Source organism: Streptomyces sp. NPDC050704, assembly GCF_040654355.1.
Lineage (GTDB): Bacteria > Actinomycetota > Actinomycetes > Streptomycetales > Streptomycetaceae > Streptomyces.
Genome location: NZ_JBFAHW010000010.1, coordinates 12327 through 36254 on the forward strand (window position 1 = coordinate 12327; position 23928 = coordinate 36254).

The window sequence follows — 23928 nt, forward strand, 5'->3', positions numbered from 1 at the left end:
GCTGTGCCCGTGGCCCGAACCTACCGGTGCAGGGAAACCGCAACGGAGGGAATCCGATGAACCGCTTCAAGCGCACACTCGTAGGCAGCGCCGGGTCCATTGCTCTCGCATTCGGGCTGCTGGGCGTGGGTGCGGGGTCGGCGTCCGCGGCCCAGAGCGACTGCCCGGTCGGGGCCGTGTGCATCTACCCGCAGGGTCAGAGCGAAAAAACCAGCAAGCCGACCAACATCTACTACGCCCGCGGAGTCCACAAGCTCTACAACCAGCTGGGGTACCACTGGGTCTACAACAACCAGACCGACGGCTGGACCGTGAAGTTGTGCACGGGCAGCAACGGCACGGGATGCGGAACCGCTCTCCCGGCGGACCACCTCAAGTACGCGAACCTCACGCCGATCAACTCGATCCTCATCCAGCCCTAGCCGTATTGCCCTGACCTGAGAGGGCGGTTCGTGAGTCTGTGAGTGCCCGGTTCCGGAGGAGTTCGCGCGCCGATGCCATCCTCCGGAACCGGCGGCGCTGCAGGTCCACCGGCCTTCGTTGCCGACGGCGGGCAGCCTGGCCGTGCAGTGGTGTGCCGACGTCACACGTGATGTCGGCCGGTCTTGTTGCCTAGCCTGTTCGGCACCACTGATACGGGGTGCAGGCCGCATGCGAGACGTGGCACACCACTTCGGCACGAACCGAGACGGGGCCGAGAGACCTGGACGGCATATCGAAAGACCTGAACGGCATGTCGAACGCGGGCGACTCCGGCGACTCCAGCGCGCGTCGGCCGAGTACGGCCGAAGGCGGCCTGAGGCCTCGTACGTCCGCACTGATATTGCTGGTGCTCGCGCTGCTAGTGGGCGCGCTGTCGGTGCTGGTGATGCTTCCGGCGGCCCGGCATCTGCGCTCCCTCCAGGACGACGAGCGGGCTCAGGCGACGTTGCACACGAGCGGCTCGTGCATGCTGGGTCAGTGCCAGGTCAGGTTCGAGGCCGACGGGCGGACCGTGGTGGCGGATCTGCCGGTGGGCAGCGGCGGCGGCAAGGACTCTGTCGGCACTCGGCTCACCGTCCGGTACCAGGCGGACGATCCGCAGGTGGTCACCCGTGAGGAGGATGTCGGAGGCGGCGGGGCGGCCGCGATGGCGGTGCTGTCGGGCGGGGCCGCCCTGCTCTTCCTGGTGTTGTCGGTTGTGGCCGCGGTCTTCGCGGCGCGGCAGCGGCGCACGGACTCCGTGCCTGACCGGGCACTTCAGGATGGGCAGCGGCACGGCGACGACGACTAGGGCGGCGCCACATCCTGCCCGACCCGGCGGGCCTGGACCGGCTGAGGCAGTCCGAATGCTCCGGCACAGGCCAGTACACCTGCGGACATGCTGAACAACGTCAACGCCCGGCCCGCGTCTTACGGGTTCCTCGCAGCCGCTCTCAGTCCCGAGTGGTCAGCGACCGCGTGATCGGCGACCGCATGATCGGCTGACAGGTTCTTCAAAGGTTCTTCATCGTCTGCGTCCTACGGTCGGCCTGCCCGCCGCATTCGCGGACGGGTCCGACAGAAGAGCGGGAGAACCGATGAGGACGAATCGGGTACTGCTGACCGCGGCGGCCTCGCTCATGGCCTTCGCAGTGACCGGCTGCGGCAGCGACGACGGTGACTCGAAGGTCCCGACGGCGGGGAGTGGTGACTCGTCCGCCTCGGCCACGGCGACGGGCGGGCAGGGCGGCGGGGACGAAGTGGCCGCGTACGTGAAGGCGCAGCGGGACTGGGTGCGGTGCATGCGGGACAACGGCGTCGACGTGCCGGACCCGGACGCGAAGGGCCACGTCGACCTGGGCAGCGGTGGCGGAGTGCTTGCCCTGAAGAGGGATCCGAAGTTCCTCGACGCGTCGGAGAAGTGCGCCGACAAGAAGGCCACCGTTCCCGAGAGCATCGAGAACGCCGACCGGCCCGAGCTCACTCCCGCGCAGATCAAGGCCGCGCGCGACTTCGCCGCCTGTATGCAGGAGAACGGCGCCCCCGACTTTCCCGACCCCGGCCCCGACGGTTATCAGCGGAACAACAACTCGGGCGTCCCCGACTGGGACCAGAGCTCGGCCGGTGCGCGGCGCGCGACGCGTATCTGCGCACCGATCTCCGGCAACCCGACGAACCAGCCCCCGGCCAAGGGCTGAAGATGACGGAGACGGAGACGGGGACGGGACCAGAGCCGGAGCCGGAAACGGGGACGGGGGCCTGGATCGATGACGTGGACGGGGTGGCTGCCCCTCCGCCGCCGCCTCCGTCTGGGGGCCGGCACAGGCGGCGTACCGTGCTGATCGCCTCTGCCGTCGTCGTCGTGGTGGCGGTCGCCGTGGTCGGCGCGCTCGGGCTGGGCGGCGGCGGGGACGAGGGGCCGAGTGCCCCGCCCCGGACCGGCTCCGTCGTATCGGTGACGCGCGAGACACTGACCGAACGCACCACGGTGGACGGCCAGTTGGGCTACGGAACGGAGCTGCCGCTGCCGGTCAAGGCGACCGGGACCGTGACCTGGCTGCCCGAGCAGGGCGCGACGGTGGAGCGCGGCGACGAGCTGCTCCGGGCCGACGACCGGCCGGTGATCCTCATGTACGGATCGCTGCCGATGTACCGGAGCCTGGGGCTGGCTCCCCGGGAGGACGAGCAGGCCCCGGCGGACGGCCAGGACCCGGACGGCCAGGGCTCGGGCGAACAGGACCCGGGCGAGCAGCAGTTGGGCTCCGGGGGCGGCAAGTCCCCGGCGCTTGTGGGTCCCTCCGGTTCACCGGCGCCGGAGGGACCCGGAAGCGGAGAAGGCACCGACGCCTCCCGGACGCCGAGTGAGCCGCCCGAACTGTGGGGCATGGATGTCATGCAGTTCGAGACCAACCTGGCCGCCCTGGGCTACACCGGCTTCACGGTGGACGAGCGGTTCACCACCGGCACCGCCGCGGCGGTCAGGCGTTGGCAGCGGTCGCTCGGACTGGCCGAAACCGGCACGGTCGGCGTGGGCGACGTCATCTACGCCGCCGGGAAGGTACGGATCGGCTCCGCCGGCGCGCGGCTCGGCTCGGCGGTCGGGGAGAACACCCTCACGTACACGGGTACCGCCCGGAAAGTGATCGTCAACGCCTCGGCCGCGGACGCCTCCTGGGCCGTACGCGGGTCCGCCGTCACGGTCGGACTGCCCGACGGCTCACCCGTGCGAGGCGAGGTGGCGTCGGTGGGCAAGCGGGCGGCCACGCCCGAGGGGGACGGCGGCGAGGGCGGGACGGGGCAGCCCGCCACGATTCCCGTGACCGTCACCATCGAGGACCAGAAGTCCATAGGGCGGTTGGAGAGCGGCCCGGTGACGGTCGAGTACGTGGGCAACGAGGTCAAGGACGTGCTGGCCGTCCCGGTCGCCGCGCTGGTCGCCCTCGCCGAGGGCGGGCACGGCCTGGAGACCGCCGACGGCCGGTTCGTCGCCGCGAAGACCGGCCTCTTCGCCGACGGCGACGTGGAGGTCGGCGGTCCCGCGGTCCGCGAGGGCATGAAGGTGAGGATTCCGGAGTGACCAGAACGGCAGGAGTGGCCGGAACGGCCAACGTGACCGGAACGGCCGGCGTGACGGCGGTCGTGGAGTTCGACTCGGTCTCCAAGACCTATCCCGGCGGCGTGGCGGCCGTACGGGACGTGAGTCTGCGCATCGGACGGGGGGAACTGGTCGCGATCGTCGGCCCGTCGGGCTCCGGGAAGTCGAGCATGCTCAACCTCATGGGGAGCCTCGACCACCCCTCCACCGGCCGGGTCCTGGTCGACGGCCACGACGTGGCGAGTCTGTCGGACCGGGAGGTCTCCGCCCTGCGGGCCACCCGGATCGGCTTCGTCTTCCAGCAGTTCCACCTCTCGGTCGGCGTCTGCGTACTGGACACGGTGGCGGACGGCCTGCTCTACGCGGGCGTGCCGATACGCCGCCGCCGGGCCAGGGCGGCGGCCGCGCTCGCCCGGGTCGGGCTCAGCCACCGCGTGCACCACCTGCCGCACCAGCTGTCCGGCGGCGAGCGCCAGCGTGTCGCGGTCGCCCGGGCCGTGGTCGGCGGACCCTCGGTGCTGCTGGCCGACGAGCCGACCGGAAACCTCGACTCGGTGTCGGGCACGACCGTCCTCACCCTGCTGCGGGAGTTGAACGCCGCCGGCACGACCGTCGTCGTCATCACCCACGACCGCGACATCGCCGCCGGGCTGCCGCGCCGCATCGAGATGCGCGACGGCCGCCTGGTCACCGACACAGCCGGCCCGGCCGGCCCGGCACAGAGCACGGTGGCGCAGAGAACGGTGGCACAGAGCACGGTGACACGATGATCGGGGCACCTCGGTGACGGACCGTACGACGAACTCCTCCGGGCAGGACCCGAACTCCTCCGGGCAGGACCCGAACTCTTCCGGGCAGGACCCGGACCCTTCCGGACCCGGGCCGGACTCCTCCGGCCCCGAGCCGTCGCGGCCGCGCGCCGCGCGGCTCGGTCCCGCGGACGTCGCACGGCTCGGCGGTACCGGCCTGCGGACCCGTCCGCTGCGGGTCTTCCTCTCCGCGCTCGGCATCGCCATCGGTGTCGCCGCCATGATCGCGGTGGTCGGCGTCTCCGGTTCCGGGCAGGCGGAGGTCGACCGCCGGCTCGACGCCCTCGGCACGAATCTGCTGCGGGTCGCCCCCGGGCAGACCGTCGCCGGCGACCAGGCCGAGCTTCCCCCGGAGTCCGTGGCGATGATCCGCCGTGTTCCCCCGGTGCGGCAGGTCGCCGCCACCGGCGAGACCGGGGCCAACATCTACCGCAACGAACACGTCGCCGTCGGCCGCACCGGTTCCCTCCAGGTGCTGGCGGCCGGCGCCGATCTGCTGCCGGCCGTCGGCGGACAGGTCCGCGAGGGACGCTGGCTCGACTCCGCGACGGAGGAGTACCCGGCTGTCGTGCTCGGCTCAACAGCCGCCCAGCGGCTCGACGTGTACGCCCCGGGCACCCGGGTCCGGCTCGGCGACCGCTGGTTCTCGTTGATCGGGGTCCTCGATCCGGTACCGCTCGCGCCGGAGCTCGACAGTGCCGCGCTGGTCGGCTGGCCGGCCGCCGAGAGGTACCTCCGCTTCGACGGCCATCCCTCGACGGTGTACGTCCGCGCCGAGGACAGCCAGGTCACGTCCGTACGGGCGGTACTGGCGGCCACCGCGTACCCCGAGAAGCCCGGCGAAGTGCAGGTCTCCCGCCCCTCCGACGCTCTCGCGGCCCGCGAGGCCACCGAGTCGGCGCTGACCGGCCTGCTGCTCGGCCTCGGTGGCGTGGCACTCCTGGTCGGCGGGGTCGGGGTCGGAAACACCATGGTCATCTCGGTCCTGGAACGCCGCCCCGAGATCGGCCTGCGCCGGGCTCTGGGGGCGACCCGGGGGCAGATCCGCACGCAGTTCGTCACCGAGTCCCTGCTGCTGTCGCTGATCGGCGGGCTCGGCGGCACGGTGCTCGGGACGCTGATCACGGCCGGATACGCCCTCAGCCGCGACTGGCCGACGGTCGTCCCGGCGTGGGCGAGTGCGGCGGGCCTCGGCTCGACGCTCGTCATCGGCATGATGGCCGGCCTGTATCCGGCGGTCCGGGCCAGCAGGCTGGCACCGACGGAAGCGCTGTCCGGTACGTGAGCCGACCCGAGCCGGTGACCTTCCGTACGGTGACTTTCCGTGCAGCGACCTTCCGTACAGCGACTTTCCGTGCGGAAGGTCACCGCACGGACCGGGGCGGCCTCGACCAGCGGCGGCCTCGACCAGGGCCGCCCCCGGCCCGGCACGACTCAGATGACCCGGCACCACTCAGTTGACCTGGCACCACTCAGAAGGAGTCCCGTGCGATGAGCTTCCGGCTCCGGGTCCTGGCCCTGCTCATGCTGGTCGCGATGACCGCCACCGCCGCCACCGCGTGGCTGACCCTGCGTCAGGCGAACCGCCAGGTGCAGGAGACCCTCACGGCCGGCCGTCAGGAGGTCTCCCGGATCACCGGGGAACTCCGCGCGTACGGATTCGCGCACGGCACCTGGGAAGGGCTCTCGCCGACGGTGGCCGAGCTGGCGAAGGACACCGGCCAGCGCGTCCGGGTCGCCACGGAGTCCGGCGTGCTGCTCGCCGACTCCGACGCCCTCGCCGGCCGTGCGCCCCGCGCGCTGAGCGGCCAGCCATCGGTCCTGGTCGACCCGCGTCCCGTCCTGCTGTTGCCCGAGGGCCTGGCACCGCGACTCTCGCTGAAGCAGGCCGCCAACGCGATCGCCGATTACCGCGCCGCGGTGACGTACGCCGCCTGCCTCACGCGGGCGGGGGCCGCGCTGTCGGCTCGGCCGGACGCGTGGGGGGTACCCCGGATCAGCACCGACCGCCGGCCCACGCGGTGCGAGGAGCCGAACGGGGCAGTGGATCCGCGCATCCAGCAGGATCTCGACACGCTGCTGGTGTGCGAGTCCGAGCAGCGGTTCGCCGGCTGCGTGCAGCGGGTGTTCAACGAGCGGGTCGGTTCCACCGCCCCCGAGCGCCTGGAGATCCGCCTCGGTGTCCGGAACGAGTCGGCGCCCACCCTGGCCGCCGCGCCCACCGTGGCCGTCGCGGTGGGGGTCGCCCTCGCGGTCATCCTCGGCGCGCTGCTCCTGAGCAGGGCCGTACTGCGCCCCGTCCGTGCGATGACACTCGCGGCGAAGGGGCTGGGCGAGGGCGACCTGGGGCGGCGGGTCCCCGTATCGGGGCGGGACGAGATCGCGCAGCTCGGCGGCGCGTTCAACCGTATGGCCGACTCCATCCAGGCCGGCGAGGATCGCCAGCGCCGCCTCACCAGTGACATCGCGCACGAACTGCGCACACCGCTGGCCAATCTGCGCGGCTATCTGGAAGCCCTGCGGGACGGGGTCGTCGAGCCGACCCCCGAACTGCTCGACTCCCTGCACGAGGAAGCTCTGCTCCAGCAGCGGATCGTCGACGATCTCCAGGACCTCGCCCTCGCGGAGGCCGGCGCGCTCACCTACCACCGCACCGAGGTCGACCTGCGCGAGCTCCTGGAGACCAGCCGCAGGGCCCACCGCACCCAGGCCGAGGCGGCGGGCGTGGCGCTCGAACTGGAGGCGCCCCGACCCGTGTACGTGACCGCCGACCCGGACCGGCTGCGCCAGGTCCTCGGCAACCTGGTCGGCAACGCACTGCGGGCCACCGCGCCGGGCGGCAGCGTGACCCTGGCCCTGATCCCGCACCTCCCGCACCTCCCGCATTCCTCGGGTCGGGGCGAACCGGCCGTCGTGGAAGTACGGGACACCGGCAGGGGGATACCGGCGAAGGATCTGCCGCAGCTCTTCGACCGCTTCTGGCGGGCGGACGCGGCACGGGGCCGGGCGACCGGCGGCAGCGGCCTGGGTCTCTCCATCGCCCGCCAGTTCGTCACCGACCACGGCGGGTCGATCGATGTGCGCAGCACGGTCGGGGCAGGCACGACGATCACCGTCGTACTGCCCACGATCCCAAGAGAAAGCGGCACGTCAGGAGGCGACGGCGCGGCAGGAGGCGACAGCACTTCAGGAGGGCGCTGAGCCCGGACCGTCCGCGAGGCCCGGACCGTCCGCGAGGCGGTAGCCCCGCCCGTACACCGTCTCCAGGTGGCCGGCCCGGCCCGGGTCCACCGCCAGCTTCCGTCGCAGGTTCATCACGTGCGCGTCGACGGTCCGCTCCTGCACGTCCCGGTCGAACCCGAAGACGCGCTCGATGATCTGCGCCCGGGTGAAGACCCGGCCCGGTTCACGGGCCAGTGCCTCCAGGATGGCGAACTCCTTGGAGGTCAGCGCCACCGGCCGCCCCGCCGCCCGGACTTCGAAGCGTGCGGTGTCCAGTTCCACCTCGCCGACCCGCAGCACCGCGGGCTCCGCCGCGCCGCCGGACTTCTTGGACCGGCGCAGCAACGCCCGTACCCGCGCGGTCAGTTCGCGGGGGCTGTACGGCTTGGTGAGGTAGTCGTCGGCGCCCAGGTCGAGGCCGAGGAGCATGTCCTCCTCGGTCGTGCGGGCGGTGAGCAGCAGAATCGGGACGTCCGACTCGGTGCGCAGGATGCGGCACACGTCGAGCCCGTCGACCAACGGCAGCATCACATCGAGAACGATGAGATCCGGCTTCGCCGAACGCGCTCGTTCCAGCGCCGCGCGGCCGTCGGCCACGACCTGCACCGCGTTTCCTTCCCTTTCCAGGTAGATACGGATCAGTCGGGACTGTTTCGCGTCATCCTCGGCGACCAGAATCCGAGCGCTCAACGGCTCTCCCCCAGCAAGGTTCCGCGCATCCCGGAACCGTAATACAGGAGCAGTCGGTCGCGAAGTCCCATGGCGCAACCGTGAGTTGCGGCCTCGCGTCAGCAATGCTGAAGGCCACCGGAAGCAGGGACCGAGAGCAGGTACCGGAAGCGGGGACGGACATGGCGAGCGTCGTCGAGTTGTCGTACTACCCGGTCAAGGGGTGTGCCGGAGCGTCGGTGAACGAGGTGATGATGACGCCCGCCGGGCCGGCCCACGACCGCAGTTTCATGGTGGTCAGTGCGGAGGGCGTGTTCCGGACGCAGCGGCGGGACCCGCGGCTCGCGCTGATCCGGCCCGGGATCAGCGCCGACGGTGAGCGGCTGGCACTCGGCGCACCCGGCCACGGCACGGTGAGCGTCGACGTGGACATCTCCGGCACCCGGCGGAACGTGGATCTGTTCGGGGCCCCCTACCAGGGCATCGACCAGGGCGACACGGCGGCCGAATGGCTGTCGGACGTGCTCGGTACGCCCAGCAGACTCGTGCGCGTACCGCCGGAACATCACCGGGTGACCGACGGCAGAACACCGGGCACCTCCGGCTACGCCGACAGCTGCGCCCTGCACGTCCTCTCACGCTCCACCCTCGACCTGCTCAACAGGAAGATGGCCGACCGGGGCGCACCCCCGCTGCCCGTGGACCGCTTCCGTCCCAACATCGTGGTCGACGGCTGGGACGAGCCCCACACGGAGGACCGCTCCCACCGCATCACGATCGGCGACACCGAGCTGGGTTACGCGAAACTCGCCATCCGCTGCGCCGTCACTCTGGTCGAGCAGGAGTCAGGGGTACGGGCAGGACCCGAACCTCTCCGCACCCTCGCGAGCTACCGCCGGGCCGCCCAGGGCGGAGTCGCGTTCGGCGCCAAGTTCGCCGTGCTACGGACGGGCAAGGTCTCCGTCGGCGACGACGTGAACGTCCTTCGCTGGGGCGAGTCGGAACTCTGAACCGTACGAAACGCAAGGCCAGTCGCAGCTCATGAAACGTAAGCCCCGTCGCCCCTACCCTCTCCCTCTCCCACCCCCGCCCACGCCCACGCCCACGTCGGCCAACCGCCCCCGCAACCGAGCCGCGTCCTGGCCCGGAGGCAGCCCGTACGCGCGTCGGTACTCGCGGTTGAACTGGGTCGCGCTCACGTAGCCGATCTCCTCCGCCACCAGGGCCGCCGTGGTGTCCCCGGCGACCAGCCGGCGGCGGGCCTCCTGCAGACGGAGGTGTTTCTGGAAGCGCAGCGGGCTCATGCCGGTGGCGGTCTTGAAGTGGCGATGGAGGGTGGCGGTGCTCATGTGGGCCGCCGCCGCGAGCTCTTCGATGCGGAGCGGCTCGTTGTAGTGGGCGCAGATCCATCGGGCCGCCGCACGGATCCGGGCCGCCGCGGAGTCCGCCAGCGTGAAGTGGCGCAGGGTCGGGCCGAGCGGGCTGTTGAGCAGGCGGTAGAGGATCTCGCCCTCGATACGCGCCGCCAGCGGGCGGATGTCGTCCGGGGTGTCGAGCAGCCGTACCCATCGGGTGACCGCGTCGGCGAGTTCGGGGGTGATCGGTGTGGTGACCAGCCCACCGGGTTCGGGGCCCGGGAGCGTACGGGGGTCAGGACCTTCCAGTTCCAGCAGGAGGTCGGCGAGCATCCGGCCGTCGAGCCGCAGCACCGCCGAGCGGTACGGCACCTCCTTGAACGTGGCGGTGACCGGCAGCACGAGCGAGTTGAAGAAGATCTCCCCGCGCCCGGCCGACCAGCTCCGGTCTCCCGCGACGCTGTCCTTGGAGCCGTCGACGATGAAGCAGACCATCGGCTCGTAGAGCAGGTCGACGGGGGGCGCGGGCCCGACGGGGGTCGCGGGCTCGTCGAGCGCCACCAGCCTCATTCGTGGCACCGCGGTGTCGGACCACATGTCACCGCCGTGCCGGGTAATGGCCGTCGCGAGTTCGTCGAGCATGGAGCGCCACCTGCCCTGAGAGGATCAGGCAATCCTATGCGGTCCGGGCCCCATGCCTCCCGGCGCCCGCGCTCCTAGCGTTGACGACATGACGCAGCACGACAAGAACGAAATGAAGAACGAGAACAAGCACGAGAACAGCGAGAGCGGGAGCGGGAACAAGGACGTGAGCCTCGCCGCACGCACCCTCGGCACGCAGGGGCTGAAGGCCGGCGCGATCGGCCTCGGCACGATGGGCATGACCATGGCCTACGGCGCCGGTGACGAGACCGGCGGCATCGCCACCATCCGGCGGGCGTACGAACTCGGCGTCACCCTCTTCGACACCGCCGAGCTGTACGGGATGGGCACCGGGAGCAATGAGCAGCTGCTCGGCCGGGCGGTGAAGGACTTCCGCGACGAGGTGGTCATCGCCACCAAGTTCGGCTTCGACATGAGCGCCGCGCAGAACGCCGGGGGCTACGCGCTGAACAGCCGCCCCGACCACATCCGCGAGGTCACCGAGAACAGCCTCCGCCACCTCGGCACCGACCACATCGACGTGCTGTACCAGCACCGCGTGGACCCGGACGTACCGATCGAGGACGTGGCGGGCACGATCGGCGAGCTGATCGCCGAAGGCAAGGTGCGGTACCTGGGGCTCAGCGAGGCCGGTCCCGACATCCTGCGGCGGGCCCACGCCGTCCACCCGGTGTCGGTGCTGCAGACCGAGTACTCGGTGTTCGAGCGGGCCGTGGAGGCCGAGGTCCTGCCCGTGGTGCGGGAGTTGGGCATCGGATTCGTGCCGTACTCGCCGCTGGGCCGCGGTTTCCTCACCGGCACGGTCAAGCCGGCCGCCGAGTACCCCGCCGACGACATGCGCAGCTGGGACGACCGCTGGCAGCCCGGCAACTACGAGCAGAACCTGGCCGCCATCCGCGAGCTGACGGCCCTGGCCGACACAAAGGACATCTCGGTCACCCAACTGGCCCTCGCCTGGCTGCTGGCCCAGGGCGACGACATCGTGCCGATCCCGGGCACCCGCAGCCCGCGGCGCCTCGCCGAGAACGTCGCGGCCGCGGCCGTCACCCTCACTCCGGAGGACCTCGCCCGCGTCCAGGAGATCCTTCCGAAGGGCGCGGCCGGATCCCGCTACCCCGAGGCGATCATGCCGACCTGGTGACGCCGCCGGGCCCTCGGTTCAGCTGAGCCGCCGGCTCAGGGGGCGATCCGCACCTTCCGCTCCTCCGTCACCTGGTCGATCTCCGACGTACGGATGGTGACCTTCATCGTCCAGGTGCCGGGGAGGGGGAGATTGAGGGACTGTGTGCCCCAGTAGCCGCCCTGGTTGGTGAGTCGGGCGTCGAGCGGGCCGACCTTCTGGGACGCGAGGGTGAAGGTGAGCCGGATCTCGGGAACCGTGGCGATGCCTCCGTCGGGGCCGATGACGACCGCCTGGACGGTGTTCTCGCCGACGCTGCCGGGCTCCAGAACGATCTGGACCTTGCCGTGGCCGCCCGGCGTGCCGACGTCGAAGGGGATCAGGGTCGTGGACGCGGTCGGCCGGTCGGCGGCCGCGGCGGTTTCGGCCGCCGCGGTCTCCGTCTCCGCCCGGCCCGGCTGGGTGCCGGTGAGCATGGTCGTGATGACCAGGACCACCACACCGACGAGGACTTCGGCGAGCACCGAGCGACGCAGGACCCGCTGACGGGGGCCGGCTCCTCCGCCGGTTCCCCCGCCGGATTCCGGCTCGACCCCGGCCGGGGAGGGCGAGGAAGGCGGGGAGTCCCCAACGCCCGTATCAGTACTCCCACCCGTACCCGTACCCGCGGCCACATCCGTGCCCGCGCCCGAACCCGTACCCGTACCCGCGGCCGTACGCGCCACCGTCCCCACCGCCCCCACCGTCTCCAGCACCGGCAGCACGCTCAACGGCGCTTCCGCGGCCCGCAGTTCGGCCGTCGTCCAGCGGCGCGAGTAGCCCGCGGCCGCCAGCAACAGCACCACCGCGCACACCTTGGCGAACAGGAGCCTGCCGTACGAGGTCCCGAAGACCGCGTCCCACGAGCCGAGCCCCCGCCACGACTGGTAGACGCCGGTCAGCACCAGGACCGTCACCGAGGCGAACGCGAGACGTGAGAAGCGGATCACGGAGGCGGCCGGGAGCGGTGCCTCCGACCGGTTCAGCGTGGTGAGCAGGGCCGCGAGACCGCCCAGCCAGACCGCCATCGCCAGCAGGTGCAGTACGGAGGAGACCATCGCCGCCGGAACCTGGATCCCCGCGGACGCGTGCTCGGCGGCGGCCCAGGTGCCCGCAAGCCCCACGGCCAGCAGCCCACCGCCCGCGAGAACGGCCGGCTTCGGACCCGCGTCCGCCGGTTCTACCCGCGTGACCCGCACGACCCGTACGAGGAAGACCGCCGCCCCCGCGAGCAGCACAAGACGGGCCAGCAGGGCCCAGCCCGGCCTGCTGGTCAGCGTGTTCTGGAGGAGGGAGAGGTCGAAGACGGTGGCGGGGCCGGTTCCGCGGGCGTACGGACCGCGGATGAAGAGGAGCGCGACCGTGGACAGGAGAAGGGTCCACCAGCCGATACGGAGGAGGGGCCGCAGGAGCGTTGCGGCGGACGGGCGGCAGGCCAGGATGAAGGTGGCCGCGCCGATGAGCACGGCGACGGCGGCGTACGCGGCATAGCGGCCGATGTCGTAGAGCGCGCCCGAGGCGGGGTTCACGGCCGGTACGGCGGAGACGTCGGCCGTCGTCTCGGAGGGTTCGCCGATAGAGAAGGTGAAGGCGCCGGCGATGGGGTGGCTGTCCGCCGACACCACCCGCCAGGCCACGGTGTACGTGCCGTCGGGCAGGTCGTCGCCGAGCCGGACGCGCGCGGTGTCCGAGCGGCCGGCCACGTGCGCCGTGTCACCCTCGTTCACCCGAAGGTTGTCGGGGCTGAGGACGCGGAGCGAGTCGTCGGAGATACCGACCGACTCGGTGAAGGTCATGGTGACCTGCTTCGGCGCCGACTTGAGGACGGTTCCCTCACGGGGGTCAGTGTCACGCACCGCCGAGTGGGCGGCCGCGGACCCGCCGCCACCCAACAGGAACAGCGCGCCCAGCAGAGCGACAAGAGCCACGGCCCGCCGCGGCGCGGACACGCGAAGTACGCCCAGCACACCCAGTACTCGGTGTATTCGGCGAACCCGGCGAACTCGGCCCACGTCGCCTCTCCGTCTCCTTGTACGCATTCGTCATTCGTCTACGTATTCGTCCTCGGTGAGGTTACGGATGTACGCGGCACCTTGTTCACCTCGTCCGCCCTCACCACGTGGGCCGCGCCGACACCCCGCCGTCCACGACCAGGTCGTGCCCCGTGATCCACGAGGCCATCGGCGAGGCGAGGAACACACAGGCGTCACCCACGTCGTCCGGACGCCCCAGCCTCCCGGTGGGAGCGGCCTGCCGCCAGCGTCGTACGCCGTCCGGCCAGGCCTCCGCGAGACCCTCACGGTCGATCAGGCCCGGCGAAACGGTGTTCACGCGGATGCCGTACGGACCGTACTCCAGGGCCGCCGAGCGCGCGTGCATGACGACGGCTGCCTTGGACGCGGAGTAGTGGGCATGGAGGGGCGCGGGATGACCGGCCTCGATGGAGGCGATATGAGTGACGCTGCCCACACTCCTACCGGGCACCCCACTCCCACCACTCCCCCCACTCCCCCCACTCCGCTCCCGTCCTTCTCCTCCCCCTCCCCCTCCCCCTTCTCTCCCTTCTCGCATCAGCTCGGCCGCAGCCTGCGTACACGCGAAGACGCTCGACACATTGGCGTCGAACACCGCCCGCCAGTCCTCCGCGGTCATCCCGGGCAGTTCCTGGGTCGGCTGTACGCCCGCGTTGTTGACCAGGGCCGTCAGCAGACCGCCACCCCAGTCCGCCGCCTCGCGCACCACGCGCCGGCACTCGGACTCCGCGGTCAGGTCGGCGCGCAGGGCCACCGCGCGCCCGCCCGAGTCCGCGATGAGGCGGACGACTTCGCGGGCCGCCCCGGCGTTCGTACGGTAGTGAACGGCCACCGCCGCCCCCGCCCGCGCGAACCGCAGCGCGATCCCCCGCCCGATTCCGCCGCCGCCCCCGGTCACCAGCGCCACCTGGCCGTCGAGGAGCCCGCCCGGCACCCCGCTCACGGCCGGCTCAGCCCGGCGATCCGCGCGGCCTCCGCCGGGTAGCGGGCGATGAGATCCGCCGCGTCGCCGTGCTCGTACCCCTCGTACGTGAAGCCGAGTGCCATCGTGCACCCGAAGAACGACCAGCCCCCGTCGGCGGCGACCCGCGCCCCCATCCAGGTGCCGGCGGGCACGGTGAACTGGAGATGCTGGCCGCCGAGGACGTCGGGTCCGAGCACAGCCGTACGGGATGTGCCGTCGGGGGAGAGGAGCAGCAACTCCAGCGGATCCCCCAGGTAGAAGTGCCAGGTCTCGTCGGACGGGAGCCGGTGCAGCGCGGAGAAGTCGCCGGGTTTCGCGGTCAGGAGGACCACTATGGCGGTTCCCTCGGGGCGGCCGTCGGGACGTTCGGGGCCCGCCCAGGTGCGGCGGAACCGGCCGCCTTCCCTGGGGATGGGCTCCAACTCGTAGTGGGCGATCAGGGATTCGGGAGTGATGTCATGGACCACCTACGGACCATGCCCCAACAGGAGTCGCCGATGCGTCATCCCGGCCCCGGCGCGCGGAACGCCGAGCCCTTCGCGGGGCACCTCGCCGACCCTCTTGCCAGAATATAAGGTTAGGCTAACCTAACTAAGACTGCGACAGTGGTCGTACGGAAGGTGGGCGCATGGGACAGGGGCAGGGACGGGGACACGGCTGGGAGGGCGCGCTCCTCAAGCTGTTCCGCGGCAGGGACTTCCTCTTCACGGTCACGGGATCCGAGCAGGTCACCGAGCACTACCGGCGCCTGCACCTCACCGACGGCGGGATGCTCGCCGCGACCGGCGTCCACCCGACGATGTTCGTACGGCTGTGGTTCGACCACGCGGGCAAACCGCATCAGCGGTGCTACACGCTCGTCGACCCGGATCCGGCGGCCGGCACCTTCAGCCTTGAGTTCGCGCTCCACGAGGGGCGCGCCAGTGACTGGGCGCGGGCGGCGAAGCCCGGGGACACCATCGAGGCGACGGTCCAGGGTTCGAGCTTCCAATGGCCCGAGCCCGAACCCTCGCACGTCTTCGCGATCGGCGACCCGGCGTCGCTGCCCGCGCTCAACTCCCTCATCGACGCGGTGGGTTCGGCACCGGCCACAATCTGGCTGGAGACTGACCACGGCACGGACGGACTGCCCCTGCGCACCGACCCGTCCCGCCACGACCTGCGTACGGTGCCCAGGCTCGGCTCCGGCGCCCACCTCGTCTCCCAGGTGCGCGCGGCCCTCCCCGAGCTCCTGAAGGACCGGAACCCGGCGGAAACGTACGTCTGGATAGCCACGGACACGGCCACCACCCGGAACCTCGCCGGATACTTCCGCAAGGAGCTGTCGGTGCCGAAGCAGCGGATGAGCGCGCTGGGGTACTGGCGGGAGAAGTGAGAACCGACAACCGATAGCCGAGAACCGATGGCCGAGCCGCCGCGCGCGTACGCGTCCGCCCCGGGCGATCATCGAGGTATGGACGTGACCCTTCACCTCGCTCAGCAGCACGAAGCCGACGAACTCCTCGGCCGCAGTCCGCTGGCCGCACTCACCGGGATGCTGCTGGACCAGCAGGTCCCGATGGAGTGGGCGTTCGCGGGCCCGCACACCATCACCCAGCGCCTCGGCACGGACGACCTGGACGCGCACGAGATCGCGGCGTACGACCCCGAGGCCTTCGCCGCGCTGCTGTCCGCGAAGCCCGCCGTGCACCGCTATCCCGGTTCGATGGCCAAGCGGATCCAGCAGCTGTGCCAGTACCTCGTCGACCACTACGACGGGAACGCGGCCGCGGTCTGGGAGGGCGTGGCGACGGGCGAGGAGCTCCTCCGCCGCCTCAAGGAACTCCCCGGCTTCGGCACCCAGAAGGCCCAGATCTTCCTCGCCCTCCTCGGCAAACAGCTCGGCGTACGGCCGAAGGGCTGGCGCGAGGCCGCCGGCGCGTACGGCGAGGCGAAGTCCTTCCGCTCGGTCGCCGACATCACAGGCCCGGAGTCGCTGACGAAGGTACGGGCCCACAAACAGGAAATGAAGGCGGCAGCCAAGGCAACGAAAGCCTCCGGCAAGTAAGGGCGGCGTATGGGAGGAGGGTCAGCCTCCTCCCCGTCCCGAGTGGCAGGGCTGCCGCCGACGACCGAGCATGAGGCATGGCCGAGGTACCGAGCGGACCCCCCTGGGGACCCGAATACGACGACCGCCGGATCCACGCGACGCGCGCCCCCCACCGGCCCGACCGGACCGACCGGGCGGGCGGGCCCGAAGACCCCCTGAACCTCCTCACCCGCGCGGCCTGGCAGGCCGTCCTGGTGGCGGGAATCGCGGCCCTCGCGCTGGGCGTCATGGTGCTGGTGTGGCCGAAGGCGACGCTGCTCGCGACGGGCGTGCTCTTCGGCCTCTACCTGGTCTTCAGCGGCGTACTCCAACTGGTCTCCGCCTTCGGCACGCACACGGCGACATCTTTGCGCGTCATGGCCTTCATCAGCGGCGCGCTGTCGATCCTGCTGGGCCTGTTCTGCTTCCGCGGGGCAATGCAGTCGATCCTGCTGCTGGCGCTGTGGGTCGGCATCGGCTGGCTGTTCCGCGGCGTCACCCAGACCCTGGCCGCCGCGTCCGACCCCTCGATGCCGGCCCGCGGCTGGCAGATCCTGCTCGGCATCCTCAGTTTCCTCGCCGGCGTCGTCCTGATCGTCTCCCCCTTCGAGTCGATCGCCATCCTCACCACGGTCGGCGGCTGCTGGCTCCTCGCCCTCGGCCTGACCGAACTAATCACAGCCATCCAGCTGCGCAAACGTGCGCGGTACGTTCCACGGCCGCTCTGAGAGGCCGGGGGTTCGCGTTGGCTCGCAGCCTGCGGGCCCGGTGGGGGCCGATCGCGCAGTTCCCCGCGCCCCTGAAAAGACGAAAGACCGGGGGCCTTGGGACGGTGTGATCACTGCGGGCCCGGTGGGGGCTGGGTGCGCAGTTCCCCGCGCCCCTAAAAGACAAAAGACGAGGCCGGGGTCGGAACAGGTTCCCCCACCGGGCCGCTGTCGGCCTTCCGGCGTGAGGGGTCGTGTCGGGGTGTCCGATCGCCGCGGCAACATGCCATGACCGAATATCCCAGAGCGGCGATCGGATATCCCGTCGCGGCACCGCCCACCCACACACCCAGGGGCGCGAGGAACTGCGCGACCAGCCCCCACCCAACCCGCAGACAAACACACCGCACACAAACATCACCCAGGGTATTGTCACGCGCTTCACCCCACTTACTCCCAGTTAACCCACACTTGCGGCATAATTTCCCGCCCCACACTCCCCCACCTTGGCTGCGCCCAGAAGCACATGCCCGGTAGGCTTTCCGTGTGATCTTCAAGCGCATCGGAAACGGCCGGCCGTACCCCGACCACGGCCGGGAAAGCACCCGGCAGTGGGCGGACGTCGCACCGCGCCCGGTCCGCCTCGATCAACTCGTGACGACCAAGGGCCAGCTCGACCTGGAAACACTGCTCGCCGAGGACTCCACGTTCTACGGCGACCTCTTCGCGCACGTCGTGAAGTGGCAGGGCGACCTGTACCTGGAAGACGGCCTGCACCGAGCCGTCCGCGCCGCGCTCCAACAGCGCCAGGTCCTCCACGCCCGCGTACTAGAGCTGGACTGAGCCCACCAACAGCTCACCAGTAGCCCAGGGCTGCCCAGGAACACCCCACCGGTTGAGCCTTTCGGGTTGGACTGAGTCCCGGGCAATGATCATCTAGTAGGCATCGCCGCCCAGGCGCACTACGCTGCGCCCATGAGCATGCTCACTCCCCCTGGCATGGGCGGCCAGTATCGGATCACGGGGGACAAGTACCCACGGATGCGCAGAAACCGGGGGCGCCGCAGGATCGCGCTCGCGGTCGTCGCCTCCCTCACCGCACTCGGACTGATCGGCTGGGGAACGCTGCAGCTCATCGATGTCTTCACGGGCGGCGGCGACAAGGCCTCGGCAGCAGGCCCGGCACCGGACTGCAAAACCTCACCCTCCCCCTCGCCCTCCCCGTCCGCGAGCCCGGCCAAGGCCCTGCCCAAGCCCGGCCAGATCACCGTGAACGTCCTCAACGCCACCCCCCGCAGCGGCCTCGCCAAGGACACCGCGGACGAGCTGAAGAAACGCGGCTTCAAGGTCGGCGAAGTGGGCAACGCACCGAAGACGTACGACAAGAAGGTCCCAGGCCCCGGCATAGTGCTCGGCGCCAAGGCGGCAGCCGACGCCGCGCTGCCCGTCCTCGGCACACAGCTCACCGGGGCTGAGCTGAAGACCGACAACCGCACGAAGCCCGCCGAGGTCGACCTCGTCCTCGGCACCGCTTTCAAGGCACTGACAAAGAAAGAGGACGCCGACAAGGTCCTGACCACTTTGGCCAAGCCCAAACCGACGCCCTCAGCGACGAACAAGAGCTGCTAACGAGCCCGCCACACCAGCACCAGACTCCTGGCACAAGCAGCTACGAGCAACGAGCAGCAACGAGCAGCAGAAGATGCCTACTCGGCCGCCCCATACATCCGGTCGCCCGCATCCCCCAGCCCGGGAACGATGTACCCGTGCTCGTTGAGCCGCTCGTCGACCGATGCCGTCACGACCGTCACCGGCGTACCCGCCAGGTCACGCTCCATGACCTCGACGCCCTCCGGCGCGGCAAGGAGCACCACGGCCGTCACATCGTCGGCACCGCGCTTGATGAGCTCCTGGATCGCCGCGACGAGGGTGCCGCCGGTGGCGAGCATCGGGTCGAGGACGTACACCTGGCGGCCGGAGAGGTCCTCCGGCATCCGGGTCGCGTACGTGGACGCCTGAAGCGTCTCCTCGTCGCGGACCATGCCCATGAAACCGACCTCGGCGGTCGGCAGGAGGCGCATCATGCCGTCGAGCATGCCGAGCCCGGCCCGCAGGATCGGTACGACCAGGGGACGCGGGTAGGACAGCTTGACGCCCGTGGTGCCGGACACCGGGGTCTCGATGTCGACCTGTTCGGTGCGCACGTCCCGCGTGGCCTCGTAGGCGAGCAGGGTGACCAGTTCGTCGGCGAGCCGCCGGAAGGTCGAGGACTCGGTGCGGCGGTCGCGCAGCGTGGTGAGCTTATGAGCGACCAGAGGATGGTCGACGACGTGGAGGCGCATGCCGCCCAGGGTATCCGGGCTCTCCCCGCCCGCCCCGTCGCCCACCACCACCCCCTTGGAGAGGGATTCGCCCCGCCCCCATCACTCCGGATCACTCCAGATCACTCCGGCTAATACTCCGACCATTACTCCAACTGGCATCAAACCGCCCGTCAGAGGGAAAGTGGGAGGGACGGACTGGGGTGGTGACCTATGCGGCATACACATTCGAACGGCCCTCCTTGGCGGGGCCCCACCGCCCGCCCCACGGCCCGGGACTCGCCCGACCCGGCGACCACCCCACCCGCAGCCACCAGGCCCGATGCCACAGCCCCACAGCCGGAGCCCGACCGGCCCGCCGACTCCCAGGAGACCGACGCCGAGCGGCGCCGCCGGCGGGCCCAGTTCCTTCGGGAGCTCACGGAGGCGCGGGAACTGCGCGACCGGGTGCAGCCGCGGCGGGCCAAGGCGGCCCGGCTGCGCCACGCCATGCGTATGCGCACGTTCCGCTGGTAGCCACGTAAGGGCGCGGACCCGCACAGACCGCCGCGAACCAGCGCGCACGCCCGCCACCAGGCAACCTGCCCACCCCCACGTACAGCCGCGTCCGCACGACCGCCCGCATCCCACCGGACAGCCGCGCACGAACCGGAGGTCCCGGCGGCGTACGATCCCGCTGTCGGTGGGTGCGGAGCACCCAGGTGAGGCCATGCGGTGTCGTGACACGCGCCCCACGCGTACGGCCGCGGCGACGCGACCGGGACACAGCGAGCCGAAGACCTCTCCTGAACGCTCTGTTTCTGCCACGATTCCGAGTGGGCGGGGCTCGGCGCTGCACTCCCCGCCCACAACCTCCGCCGGGGGGACCCCCAACCGGCACGCCTATGACCAGTGGGAGAGTCACGGTGTACTTCGCCGCACTGCTCGCGCGCACCGAAGACGGGTGGGAAGCGAGCGACACAGAGCTCGACGATGTGGAGACCCTGTCGGATCTGACCGACCTGGCACGTGAGGCCGCGGTCGAGGACGACACGGTGCTCGTACTCATCGAGCAGGAGGACGCTTGGTTCGGCGTCGTCCGCTTGGACGGCGAGGAGGACCCTCGCATCTACGTCTCGGACGCCGCAGCCGCTGCCCGCAGCTCGTACGGCGAGATCCTGCTCACCGACGAACTGCTCGGAAGGGAGCCCGGCGACGACGTCGTCGCCGACCTGGACTCCCTCGACCTCGACGGCACGGAGGACGGTGAACCCGAGGAGGACGACGCCGACGACGAGGACGTCGTCGCCCCCACGGGCGAGGCCGTGCCGTCCGGACCCATCGGAGACCGCGAGGTCCTCGCCGACCTCGGCGTGAACGAGAAGGAGCTGCTGGCCCTGAACAGCACCGACGCGGTCAACGAGATCGCCGATTTCCTGGGGGCCGCGGAGGTCCTGGAGACCGTCCGCTGAACACTCCGGAGGCCCAGAACCAAGGCCAAGGCCAAGGCCAGAACCAAAGCCAAGGCCGGGACCAAGGCCAGGACCCGGACCAGGACCCCGTACGAGACCGCTGGCGGGCGGCGATGCGACTCGCCCTGGACGAAGCCGCACAGGCCGTCCTGGGCGGGGACGTCCCCGTCGGCGCCGTCGTGCTGTCCCCGGACGGCACGACGGTGCTCGCCACCGGTCACAACGAACGTGAGGCGACCGGCGATCCGACCGCGCACGCCGAGGTGCTCGCCATTCGCCGGGCCGCGGCCGAGCTCGGGGAGTGGCGGCTCACCGGCTGCACGCTCGTCGTGACCCTCGAACCCTGCACGATGTGCGCGGGCGCGATCGTGCAGTCCCGTCTCGACCGTGTCGTCTACGGCGCCCGCGACGAGAAGGCCGGCGCGGCCGGGTCCCTCTGGGACGTCGTACGCGACCGGCGGCTCAACCACCGGCCCGAGGTGATCACCGGCGTGCTCGACGAGGAGTGCGCCCGGCCGCTCACGGAGTTCTTCCGCGGCCGCTGACCCGGCCGGCCACTCACCCGGCCCCTGAACCAGCGGCCGAATACCGATTTCGAAGCACGGCCCAACGTGGGCTAGGATCTCTCTCGGTAGCGTGTCCGAGCGGCCGAAGGAGCTCGCCTCGAAAGCGAGTGTGGCGCAAGTCACCGAGGGTTCAAATCCCTCCGCTACCGCCAATAACACCCCTCTGAGCTACGGAAACGTGGTTTGGAGGGGTGTTTTGCATACGGCACACACCTCACCACCGTGCCGCACGGGAGACGCCGAGAGGACAACTGCCCCGCACGCCAAGCGCGTTACGCCCTCCCACGGAGGGATCTGCGAGCGCTGTCGCTACGGCCGTGGGCCCGAGAGAGGAGGCCTCTGCCCGCGCCTTCAGCACAGTCACCGAGCTGAAGCTGACGGACGAGGAGGAGGCCCGCCGCGTGCCGGCGGAGGACTTCGGCATCGAGGCGCCCAGGGCCTGACGCTACTGCGGTGAGGGCGGCCGGGTCGTGGTGGCGGCCTCGCCCACGCGGGCCTCGACGCACTCCCGTTCGCCGTCGGCCGACGCGGGCCGGAAGCAGGCCCGGACGGTGCTGCCGGGACGGACTTCGGTCATCTCGGTATAGATGAAGGTTGCCGCGTCGTCCTTGTTCTTGATGCGCACGTCGTGGGTCGGGCCGCCTGCCGTGACGTCCACCCGGTCGCCGATCTCGGTCCCCCAGGTCCGGGCCCAGCTCGCACCGCACTTCTTGCTGTGGCGCAGCTCGATGTGGGCGCCGGTGGCCGTGCGGTACGAGGCGAGGGTGTCGGGGCCGATGCCGCAGATCAGGCGCATCGGGTCCCGGCCCTCGCAGGCGGCTCCGTGGCACTGGGGAGCGAGGGAGAACGGGACGGAGGCCGGTAGCGGTTCGTCCTCCTGAGCCTTCGAGTCCGGCAGCAGGAGGAACAGCAGGACCGCAACACCACCGACGATCACGGTGTACGCCGATGCCAGCACCACCAGGAGCCTTCTCCCGCCAAGTCGCCGCCGCCCGGTCCCGGCGGGCGTTGGTGCCTCCTGAGGATGTGGCCGCGGCGACTCGTCCGTGGCAGGGGCGGGTGCGGGGGCCACCGCGCGTCCGCTCCAGTGCGCCTCGGCGATCTCCCACAGGGCCAGCAGCCGCCCGTCCGGTTCGTTGGCGAGCCGGCACAGTTCCCGTACGGCCTGGCGCGGAGGCAGGCTCTTGCCGTTGAGGTAACGCTCCCACGAGGACTTGCTGTACGGCGTCCGTTCCGCCAGCGCCGCCAGGCTCAGCCCCGCACCGGCCCGCAGCTCCCGCAGCGCCGCGGCCAGCCGGGTGTGTTCCGCGGTCACTTCGGGTCCGCCTCCCGCAGGGCCTGCCAGGTGGGCGGGTCGATGACTCCGTTCACGATCAGCCCGTTCTGCTTCTGCATGTGCTCGACCGCTCGCCGCGTCTTCGGGCCGAAGACGCCGTCGATCTCCCCTGGCGCAGTGCCCGCCCGGCGCAGCAGGCACTGCGCCTCGGCCACTTCGAGCCCCACATGGGTGTTGGACAGGAGGATGTCCGTGTTCCGGCTCAGGCCCGCGGACCAGCGGCCGTCACGCTGCTCAAGGCGGCAGGTGTAGATGACCGGCACCAGGGACTCCGACACGGTGGCCGGGGCTGTCACGAGAGCATCGCTGCGGTCGTGCGCGAGCTGGGCACGGGCCTCGGTGAGCCGCATGGCCAGCAGGAGTGCCGCGGAGACGGACAGCACCGTGACCACGGCTCCCGCCGTGACCGCGGCGCGCAGGTGGCGCCCGTACGGCTGCTGCTCCGCGGGCGTGTGTTCCGGTGTCGCGGCGAAGCCCTCGGGGGCGTCGGGGGTGTCGGTGGCGACCGCCCTTCCCTCCGCCCAGCGTTGGGCGGCGATCTCGTGCATCACCAGCAGCCGGGCCGGATCGTCACCGCCGATGCGGGCCATCGCTTCGACGGCCTCCCGGGGCGGCAGAGACCTGCCGTTCAGATACCGCTGCCACGACTTCGCGCTGTACCCGGTCTTCGCGGCCAGTTGCCGCGTGCTCAGTTCGCCGTGGTCCTTCAGCCTGCGCAGTCGCACGATCAACTGGTGGACGTGTGGATGCAGTTCTGCGGGCAGTTCCTTCCAGCGCGACACGCTTCCCCCCACTCGCGTTGGGGGCCGCGGTCCCGGCCCCTGTGTCCCGGTCTCATTCTGCACCAGCCGTCACGGGGACCCCGCCCTGCCGCGACCCCGCCCCGGCTCGGAACCAGCCATCCCCCCTCTCGTCACAGTCCCGCCGCAGGGACTCGGCGGGCGGCATCTCAGCAGGTCAGCGCGCGGGATGTCCCGGGATGAGGTCACTTCCGCGGCACCTGTGGCCGAACATCTCGCCGAGCCCGCAGTCTCGTTGCGGAACCGGCC

General features: G+C 71.1%; 26 protein-coding genes and 1 tRNA gene. 19 read left to right on the forward strand and 8 right to left on the reverse strand.

Annotated elements, in window-relative coordinates; genetic code table 11:
• Positions 1-56 precede the first annotated feature (56 nt).
• The 7 genes from AB0I18_RS07510 (at position 57) to AB0I18_RS07540 (ending at position 7566) form a co-directional block, all read left to right on the forward strand.
• Positions 57-422, forward strand: a complete 366-nt coding sequence (locus AB0I18_RS07510) for a hypothetical protein (RefSeq protein ID WP_363104438.1) — start codon at positions 57-59, stop codon at positions 420-422.
• Positions 423-733: 311 nt separating this feature from the next.
• Complete coding sequence (locus AB0I18_RS07515; protein WP_363104439.1) at positions 734-1273, forward strand: DUF3592 domain-containing protein; 540 nt, start codon at positions 734-736, stop codon at positions 1271-1273.
• Positions 1274-1559: 286 nt separating this feature from the next.
• A complete protein-coding gene (locus AB0I18_RS07520) occupies positions 1560-2159 on the forward strand; it encodes a hypothetical protein (RefSeq protein WP_363104440.1) in 600 nt (199 codons plus the stop codon).
• A gap of 137 nt (positions 2160-2296) precedes the next feature.
• Positions 2297-3538, forward strand: coding sequence for a peptidoglycan-binding domain-containing protein (locus AB0I18_RS07525; RefSeq protein WP_363104441.1), 1242 nt, complete (start codon positions 2297-2299; stop codon positions 3536-3538).
• Positions 3539-3570: 32 nt separating this feature from the next.
• Positions 3571-4326, forward strand: coding sequence for an ABC transporter ATP-binding protein (locus tag AB0I18_RS07530; protein ID WP_363104567.1), 756 nt, complete (start codon positions 3571-3573; stop codon positions 4324-4326).
• A 196-nt stretch (positions 4327-4522) separates the two neighbouring features.
• The gene (locus AB0I18_RS07535) at positions 4523-5650 is read left to right on the forward strand and encodes an ABC transporter permease (protein ID WP_363104568.1); all 1128 of its coding nucleotides are present in this window, start codon (positions 4523-4525) and stop codon (positions 5648-5650) included.
• 206 nt (positions 5651-5856) lie between these two features.
• Positions 5857-7566: an ATP-binding protein gene (locus AB0I18_RS07540; RefSeq protein ID WP_363104442.1), complete on the forward strand. Its 1710-nt coding sequence runs from the start codon at positions 5857-5859 to the stop codon at positions 7564-7566.
• On the opposite strand, the gene AB0I18_RS07545 is transcribed toward AB0I18_RS07540, so the two are convergent.
• Positions 7552-8277: a response regulator transcription factor gene (locus tag AB0I18_RS07545; RefSeq protein ID WP_363104443.1), complete on the reverse strand. Its 726-nt coding sequence runs from the start codon at positions 8275-8277 to the stop codon at positions 7552-7554. The genes AB0I18_RS07540 and AB0I18_RS07545 overlap by 15 nt on opposite strands.
• Before the next feature lie 161 nt (positions 8278-8438).
• On the opposite strand from AB0I18_RS07545, the gene AB0I18_RS07550 reads away from it, so the two are divergent.
• On the forward strand, positions 8439-9266 hold the full coding sequence (locus AB0I18_RS07550; protein ID WP_363104444.1) for an MOSC N-terminal beta barrel domain-containing protein: 828 nt from the start codon (positions 8439-8441) through the stop codon (positions 9264-9266).
• Between the two features lie 54 nt (positions 9267-9320).
• Here the strand turns inward: AB0I18_RS07550 and AB0I18_RS07555 are convergent, their stop codons facing one another.
• Positions 9321-10253 (reverse strand): AraC family transcriptional regulator, encoded by a 933-nt coding sequence (locus AB0I18_RS07555; protein WP_363104445.1) that lies wholly within the window; start codon positions 10251-10253, stop codon positions 9321-9323.
• A gap of 112 nt (positions 10254-10365) precedes the next feature.
• Between AB0I18_RS07555 and AB0I18_RS07560 the strand changes: the two genes are divergently transcribed.
• Positions 10366-11415 (forward strand): aldo/keto reductase, encoded by a 1050-nt coding sequence (locus AB0I18_RS07560; RefSeq protein ID WP_363104569.1) that lies wholly within the window; start codon positions 10366-10368, stop codon positions 11413-11415.
• Between the two features lie 35 nt (positions 11416-11450).
• Here AB0I18_RS07560 and AB0I18_RS07565 read toward each other — a convergent pair whose 3' ends face one another.
• The 3 genes from AB0I18_RS07565 to AB0I18_RS07575 all read right to left on the reverse strand — a co-directional run bounded on the left by AB0I18_RS07565 (position 11451) and on the right by AB0I18_RS07575 (position 14885).
• Entirely contained in the window at positions 11451-13400 is a 1950-nt protein-coding gene (locus tag AB0I18_RS07565; protein ID WP_363104446.1) for a copper resistance protein CopC, read from the reverse strand.
• 145 nt (positions 13401-13545) lie between these two features.
• On the reverse strand, positions 13546-14409 hold the full coding sequence (locus AB0I18_RS07570) for an SDR family oxidoreductase (protein ID WP_363104447.1): 864 nt from the start codon (positions 14407-14409) through the stop codon (positions 13546-13548).
• Positions 14406-14885: a cupin domain-containing protein gene (locus tag AB0I18_RS07575; protein ID WP_363104570.1), complete on the reverse strand. Its 480-nt coding sequence runs from the start codon at positions 14883-14885 to the stop codon at positions 14406-14408. The genes AB0I18_RS07570 and AB0I18_RS07575 overlap by 4 nt, the downstream gene beginning before the upstream one ends.
• Positions 14886-15058: 173 nt before the next feature.
• Here AB0I18_RS07575 and AB0I18_RS07580 point away from each other — a divergent pair, with 173 nt between their 5' ends.
• The 5 genes from AB0I18_RS07580 (at position 15059) to AB0I18_RS07600 (ending at position 18834) form a co-directional block, all read left to right on the forward strand.
• A complete protein-coding gene (locus tag AB0I18_RS07580) occupies positions 15059-15805 on the forward strand; it encodes a siderophore-interacting protein (RefSeq protein ID WP_363104448.1) in 747 nt (248 codons plus the stop codon).
• 78 nt (positions 15806-15883) lie between these two features.
• Positions 15884-16477 carry an HhH-GPD-type base excision DNA repair protein gene (locus AB0I18_RS07585; protein ID WP_363104449.1) on the forward strand — a complete coding sequence of 198 codons (594 nt, stop codon included), beginning with the start codon at positions 15884-15886 and terminating at the stop codon, positions 16475-16477.
• Between the two features lie 77 nt (positions 16478-16554).
• Positions 16555-17226, forward strand: a complete 672-nt coding sequence (locus AB0I18_RS07590; protein WP_363104450.1) for an HdeD family acid-resistance protein — start codon at positions 16555-16557, stop codon at positions 17224-17226.
• A 525-nt stretch (positions 17227-17751) separates the two neighbouring features.
• Positions 17752-18048 carry a type II toxin-antitoxin system VapB family antitoxin gene (locus AB0I18_RS07595; protein ID WP_003999914.1) on the forward strand — a complete coding sequence of 99 codons (297 nt, stop codon included), beginning with the start codon at positions 17752-17754 and terminating at the stop codon, positions 18046-18048.
• A 132-nt stretch (positions 18049-18180) separates the two neighbouring features.
• A complete protein-coding gene (locus tag AB0I18_RS07600; protein ID WP_363104451.1) occupies positions 18181-18834 on the forward strand; it encodes a LytR C-terminal domain-containing protein in 654 nt (217 codons plus the stop codon).
• Between the two features lie 77 nt (positions 18835-18911).
• On the opposite strand, the gene upp is transcribed toward AB0I18_RS07600, so the two are convergent.
• Complete coding sequence (gene upp / locus AB0I18_RS07605; RefSeq protein ID WP_363104452.1) at positions 18912-19547, reverse strand: uracil phosphoribosyltransferase; 636 nt, start codon at positions 19545-19547, stop codon at positions 18912-18914.
• 192 nt (positions 19548-19739) lie between these two features.
• Here upp and AB0I18_RS07610 point away from each other — a divergent pair, with 192 nt between their 5' ends.
• The 5 genes from AB0I18_RS07610 to AB0I18_RS07630 all read left to right on the forward strand — a co-directional run bounded on the left by AB0I18_RS07610 (position 19740) and on the right by AB0I18_RS07630 (position 21986).
• Positions 19740-20042: a hypothetical protein gene (locus AB0I18_RS07610; RefSeq protein WP_363104453.1), complete on the forward strand. Its 303-nt coding sequence runs from the start codon at positions 19740-19742 to the stop codon at positions 20040-20042.
• A gap of 368 nt (positions 20043-20410) precedes the next feature.
• The gene (locus AB0I18_RS07615; protein WP_363104454.1) at positions 20411-20977 is read left to right on the forward strand and encodes a hypothetical protein; all 567 of its coding nucleotides are present in this window, start codon (positions 20411-20413) and stop codon (positions 20975-20977) included.
• Between the two features lie 113 nt (positions 20978-21090).
• On the forward strand, positions 21091-21522 hold the full coding sequence (gene tadA / locus AB0I18_RS07620) for a tRNA adenosine(34) deaminase TadA (protein ID WP_363104455.1): 432 nt from the start codon (positions 21091-21093) through the stop codon (positions 21520-21522).
• A gap of 85 nt (positions 21523-21607) precedes the next feature.
• Positions 21608-21695: transfer RNA gene (locus AB0I18_RS07625), tRNA-Ser, on the forward strand.
• 165 nt (positions 21696-21860) lie between these two features.
• Entirely contained in the window at positions 21861-21986 is a 126-nt protein-coding gene (locus AB0I18_RS07630) for a hypothetical protein (RefSeq protein WP_363104456.1), read from the forward strand.
• Between the two features lie 2 nt (positions 21987-21988).
• Here the strand turns inward: AB0I18_RS07630 and AB0I18_RS07635 are convergent, their stop codons facing one another.
• Together AB0I18_RS07635 and AB0I18_RS07640 are read right to left on the reverse strand one after the other, a co-directional pair.
• Positions 21989-22858: a DUF2690 domain-containing protein gene (locus AB0I18_RS07635; protein ID WP_363104457.1), complete on the reverse strand. Its 870-nt coding sequence runs from the start codon at positions 22856-22858 to the stop codon at positions 21989-21991.
• Positions 22855-23661, reverse strand: a complete 807-nt coding sequence (locus AB0I18_RS07640) for a peptidoglycan-binding protein (RefSeq protein ID WP_363104458.1) — start codon at positions 23659-23661, stop codon at positions 22855-22857. Before AB0I18_RS07640 ends, AB0I18_RS07635 begins: the two co-directional genes overlap by 4 nt.
• Between the last annotated feature and the right edge of the window lie 267 nt (positions 23662-23928).

Excerpts from the sequence above, each read along its gene's own strand:
- AB0I18_RS07510 (WP_363104438.1), top strand. The coding sequence starts at position 57 with ATGAACCGCTTCAAGCGCACACTCGTAGGCAGCGCCGGGTCCATTGCT.
- AB0I18_RS07515 (WP_363104439.1), top strand. The coding sequence starts at position 734 with ATGTCGAACGCGGGCGACTCCGGCGACTCCAGCGCGCGTCGGCCGAGT.
- AB0I18_RS07520 (WP_363104440.1), top strand. The coding sequence starts at position 1,560 with ATGAGGACGAATCGGGTACTGCTGACCGCGGCGGCCTCGCTCATGGCC.
- AB0I18_RS07540 (WP_363104442.1), top strand. The coding sequence starts at position 5,857 with ATGAGCTTCCGGCTCCGGGTCCTGGCCCTGCTCATGCTGGTCGCGATG.
- AB0I18_RS07550 (WP_363104444.1), top strand. The coding sequence starts at position 8,439 with ATGGCGAGCGTCGTCGAGTTGTCGTACTACCCGGTCAAGGGGTGTGCC.
- AB0I18_RS07555 (WP_363104445.1), bottom strand. The coding sequence starts at position 10,253 with ATGCTCGACGAACTCGCGACGGCCATTACCCGGCACGGCGGTGACATG.
- AB0I18_RS07560 (WP_363104569.1), top strand. The coding sequence starts at position 10,366 with ATGAAGAACGAGAACAAGCACGAGAACAGCGAGAGCGGGAGCGGGAAC.
- AB0I18_RS07580 (WP_363104448.1), top strand. The coding sequence starts at position 15,059 with ATGGGACAGGGGCAGGGACGGGGACACGGCTGGGAGGGCGCGCTCCTC.
- AB0I18_RS07585 (WP_363104449.1), top strand. The coding sequence starts at position 15,884 with ATGGACGTGACCCTTCACCTCGCTCAGCAGCACGAAGCCGACGAACTC.
- AB0I18_RS07590 (WP_363104450.1), top strand. The coding sequence starts at position 16,555 with ATGGCCGAGGTACCGAGCGGACCCCCCTGGGGACCCGAATACGACGAC.
- AB0I18_RS07600 (WP_363104451.1), top strand. The coding sequence starts at position 18,181 with ATGAGCATGCTCACTCCCCCTGGCATGGGCGGCCAGTATCGGATCACG.
- upp (WP_363104452.1), bottom strand. The coding sequence starts at position 19,547 with ATGCGCCTCCACGTCGTCGACCATCCTCTGGTCGCTCATAAGCTCACC.
- AB0I18_RS07610 (WP_363104453.1), top strand. The coding sequence starts at position 19,740 with ATGCGGCATACACATTCGAACGGCCCTCCTTGGCGGGGCCCCACCGCC.
- AB0I18_RS07615 (WP_363104454.1), top strand. The coding sequence starts at position 20,411 with ATGACCAGTGGGAGAGTCACGGTGTACTTCGCCGCACTGCTCGCGCGC.
- tadA (WP_363104455.1), top strand. The coding sequence starts at position 21,091 with ATGCGACTCGCCCTGGACGAAGCCGCACAGGCCGTCCTGGGCGGGGAC.